The organism is Phenylobacterium sp. (assembly GCF_036821595.1).
Lineage (GTDB): Bacteria > Pseudomonadota > Alphaproteobacteria > Caulobacterales > Caulobacteraceae > Phenylobacterium.
On record NZ_DAISJG010000124.1, the window covers coordinates 1 to 4,436 of the forward strand.

The following is a 4,436-nucleotide window of genomic DNA, read 5'->3' on the forward strand; positions in this document are numbered from 1 at the left end:
GGCCCCACGCCGGCAAGCCCGACGGCAAGCCCCCCCGCAAGCCCAAGCGCTAGCGGCGCGCCTCAGGAAAGAGCGCCCCTTCCTCCACCCGACCCTCCTCCATCGAGGAGGAGGGCTTCAGGCCCGGGCCGACAGCCGCACCTCGAAACACCGCTCCAAATTGAGTCCTCCGAGCTCGGCCCCCCGCATTGCCCCGCTCTCGAACAGTCGGTACGGTCCCGCCCCTCAAGCGGAACACCGCGTGCGTGACGGAGCAGGGGACCAGGATGAGTGCGACGACGGCGGCCGGGACGGACGGCCACCTTACCGGCTTCGGGTCCAAGCCCTACCGCAGCTACGTCCTGACCGCGCTCCTGGTCATCTACATCCTGAACTTCGTGGACCGCGGCCTGCTCTCGGTGGTGGCCCCGCAGATGAAGCCCGAACTGGGCATCTCCGACACCGCCTTCGGCCTGCTCACCGGCTTCGGCTTCGCCCTGCTCTACACCGTGGTCGGCATCCCGCTGGCCCAGTTCGCCGAGACCCGCCACCGGGTCTGGATCATGACCGTCTGCGTGGCCCTGTGGTCGGCCATGACCGCGCTCTGCGGCCTGGCGGCCGAGATCACCATCGGCTCGCTCACCATCGGCGCCTTCTGGGTGCTGCTCGCCTGCCGCGTGGGCGTGGGCATCGGCGAGGCCGGCTGCACGCCGCCCGCCAACTCCCTGATCGCCGACTACTATCCGCCGAGATCGCGGTCGACGGCCCTGGGCTACTACGCCATGGGCGTGACCCTGGGCGGCCTCCTGGCCAACCTGATCGGCGGGCCGGTCACCGACGCCTTCGGCTGGCGGACCGCCTTCTTCGTCCTGGGCGTGCCCGGCGTGCTGGTGGCCCTCATCTTCAAGCTCACGGTGAAGGAGCCGCCGCGCGGCTACACCGATCCCCCCGGGACGGTCCGCAAGGCCAGGCCGAAGTTCAGCGACGGCCTGCGCGAGCTGGCGTCCAAGCCTTCCTTCTGGACCATGACGGTGGCCGCCACCATCGCGGCCTTCTGCGGCTACGGCATCGCCTCGTTCCAGTCGCTGTTCCTGAACCGCAGCTTCGGGCTCACCGCCGGCGAGGCGGCGGTGATGATCAACGCCCCCGTGGCCCTGTCCTCGGCCGTGGGCACCTTCGCCACCGGCTGGCTGGCCGAGAAGCTGGCCAGGCGCCACCCCAACGCCATCGCCTGGCTGGCCGGCATCGGCCTCACCGCCAGCGTGCCCTTCTATTTCTGGGCCTTCACCACCGACAACCTTCTGTTCGCCGCCATCGGCCTCTGCATCGGCGGGGCGATCAAGTACGGCTACCTGGCGGCCCAGTACACCATCGGCCAGGGCGTGGTTTCCGCCCAGGTCCGGGCCGTTTCCACGGCGATCCTGCTCTTCGTGGTGAACCTGCTGGGCTATGGCCTGGGCCCGCTGTTCATCGGCGCGCTCAGCGACCTGATCTTCACCCTGCAGGTGGCCGACCTCGGCGCCGCGGACCTCACCCGCAAGGCCTGCGAGGGCGCCGCCCGGGCCGCCCTGGCCGCCGCCCAGCAGGACGTCTGCGCCATCGCCCACCCGCAGAGCCTGCAGCGCTCCATGCTGATCACCGCGGCCCTCTACGCCGTCGGCGGCCTGTTCTTCTTCCTCACCTGCCGCTGGCTGAAGCGCGACATGGTCGCCAAGGTCGGCGCCTAGGCTCCGCCCTCCCCGCTCATCCCGGCGAAAGCCGGGATGAACCCCGCGAGCGAAGAAGAACCACGGATTTCACGGATCACACGGATGGGAGACGCGGAGCCCGGGATGTCCTTGCGCGCTGGAGGCGCGCGATCAGGTCCGACAACCTCGCCAGGATCGGCTCGGTCGGCGCGGCCGCGTCCGTGCAAACCGTGAAATCCGTGGTTGGTCGTTCTTCCCTGTTCGTGTGGTTCGTGTGGTTCGTGGACCGCGCGCAGCGCGCCTAGTTCTTCGCCGCCTGCGCCGCGATCCAGGCGGTGACGTGGGCGTCGACCACGTCCAGCGGCACGGCGCCGTTCTCCAGCACCGCGTCGTGGAAGGTCCGCAGGTCGAACTTGGGCCCCAGCGCCTGCTCGGCCTTGGTCCGCAGCTCGCGGAACTTCAGCTCGCCCAGCTTGTAGGCCAGCGCCTGGCCGCTATCGACCATGTAGCGGTGCACCTCGGCCTCGATGTTGGCCCGTGACAGCGCCGTGTTCTCGAGCATGAAGTCGATGGCCTGCTCGCGCGTCCAGCCCTTGGAGTGGAGGCCGGTGTCCACCACCAGCCGGCAGGCCCGCCACATCTCGTAGGACAGCCGGCCGAAGTCCTTCGCCGGGGTGTCGTAGAGGCCCATGTCGATCCCCAGCCGCTCGGAATAGAGCCCCCACCCCTCCGAGAACACCGTGAACGACACCGCGTGGCGGCGGAACTCGGGCAGGTCCAGCTCCTGCTGCAGGGCGAGCTGCTGATGGTGGCCCGGCACCGCCTCGTGCACCGTCAGCGCCGGCATCTCGAACAGCGGCCGCTGGTCCAGCTTGGTGGTGTTGACGTAGTAGACGCCCGGCAGCCCGGCCTCGAGCGAGCCGCGGTTGTAGTAGGCCGTCGTCGTCCCGGCCGCGATCGAGGCCGGCACCTCGCGGACCGTGTAGGGCATGCGCGGCAGCCGGCCGAACAGCTTGGGCATCTCGCCGTCGATCTTCTTGGCCAGGAACGAGGCCTCGCGCATCAGCTCGTCCGCGGTCTTCGGATAGTACCTGGGGTCGGTGCGCAGGTGCTCGGCATAGGCCCGCCGGTCGCCCGGGAAGCCGGAGCGCTTCACCACCTCGTCCATCTCCGCACGGATCCGCGCCACCTCCGACAGGCCCAGACGGTGGATCTCGTCCGGCGTCCGCTCCGTCGTGGTCATCAGCCGGACCTTGTAGGCGTACCAGTCCCGCCCGCCCGGCATGCCGGCGTCGCCGTGGTCCCTGCGGCAGCGCGGCTGGTACTCGCCCACGTAGAAGCTGTGGAACTCGCGGTAGGCCGGCACGACCTGGGTCGCGATCAGCTCCCGGGCCCGGGCCGAGAGCGCCTGCCAGTCGGCTTCGGCGATGTTCGCCGGCCGGGCCTTGCGGAACGGCGCGTAGAAGTCCGAGGCCGTGGGGTCCGCCACGATGTGGGTGGAGATCGACCGCTCGAACCCCGCCATGGCGGCGCAGGGGTGGGTGGCGCCGGCCTTCACCAGGCTGCGCGTCGTCTCGATGGCCTTGCGGTTGTACGCCGGATAGGCCGCCAGCCGGGCGAGGTAGTCCTCGTGGTCGGCCTTGTTGAACAGCGGGAATTCCTCGGCCTCGCGGGCGAACTGCAGGTGCCAGCCCCGGCGGTTCGAGAACAGCTGCGCCCGCTGGACGTGGCGGTTGCGCTCCACCTGGTCGGTCAGGTCGCGGCGCAGGATCTGCAGGTTGATGCGGTCGGCCGGCGACAGTTCCGCCGCCGGAATGGCGTCCAGCCGGGCGATGAAGGCCGCGGCCTCGCGGGCCTCCGCGTCCATGGCCGCAAGCGACGGGTCGCCGAGGTCGCGGGCGTATTCCTTGTAGCCGAGCAGCCGGGCCTGGCGGGGGCTGGTCCTGAGGTGCCAGGCCCAGTGGTCGGCGAGCACCTTCTGGAAGGCCTCGCCGGCCGGCGCGGCCTGCGCCATCGCCGGAGCAGCGCTCGCCACGGCCGCCGCCAGCATCAGTCCCCGGATCATCGCCCGCCCCCCGCTCCGCAAGGCCGGGAGGAGACGACGGGCGCCCCCTGGCGGTCAAGCCGGGGACGCCCGTCCGCGTCGGGGAGGCGACGTCTCTAGAACTCTTCCCAGCTGTCGGCCGCGGCGGCCGGGGCCGGCGCGGGCTTGCGCGCCGCCCCGCCCGCGCCGGTGGTCTTCATCATCGGCACGGCCTCAGGGGCCTTGCGCGCCGGGGCCGCCTTGCCGGTCTCCGCCACGGCGCTCACCTGGAACCGCGAGACGGAGCCGTCCAGGGTGTCGGCCTCGTGGCGCAGCGCGTGGCTGGCGGCGGTGGATTCCTCCACCATGGCGGCGTTCTGCTGGGTCAGCTGGTCCATCTGGCTGACGGCGGTGTTGACCTCTCCGATGCCGCGGGACTGCTCCTGGGCGCCGGTGGCGATCTCGCTCACCAGGCCGTCGATCTGGGCCACCCGCTCGACGATCCGCTGCAGCAGCTCGCCGGTCTGGTCCACCAGCGCCACGCCGCGGCCGACCTGGGCGCTGGAGGTGCTGATCAGGGTCTTGATCTCCTTGGCCGCGTCCGCCGAGCGCTGGGCCAGCGCCCGCACCTCGGAGGCCACCACCGCGAAGCCTCGGCCGGCCTCCCCCGCGCGCGCCGCCTCGACCCCGGCGTTCAGCGCCAGCAGGTTGGTCTGGAAGGCGATCTCGTCGATCACCCCGATGAT

At 71.1% G+C, this 4,436-nt stretch carries 3 protein-coding genes; 1 reads left to right on the plus strand and 2 read right to left on the minus strand.

Annotated elements, in window-relative coordinates:
• Positions 1-266 precede the first annotated feature (266 nt).
• Positions 267-1,706: a spinster family MFS transporter gene (locus V7Z97_RS19425; protein WP_334165130.1), complete on the plus strand. Its 1,440-nt coding sequence runs from the start codon at positions 267-269 to the stop codon at positions 1,704-1,706.
• A 262-nt stretch (positions 1,707-1,968) separates the two neighbouring features.
• Here V7Z97_RS19425 and V7Z97_RS19430 read toward each other — a convergent pair whose 3' ends face one another.
• A complete protein-coding gene (locus tag V7Z97_RS19430) occupies positions 1,969-3,732 on the minus strand; it encodes a DUF885 domain-containing protein (protein WP_334165131.1) in 1,764 nt (587 codons plus the stop codon).
• Between the two features lie 95 nt (positions 3,733-3,827).
• The coding region (locus V7Z97_RS19435) for a methyl-accepting chemotaxis protein (RefSeq protein WP_334165132.1) at positions 3,828-4,436 on the minus strand (609 nt) is incomplete at its 5' end.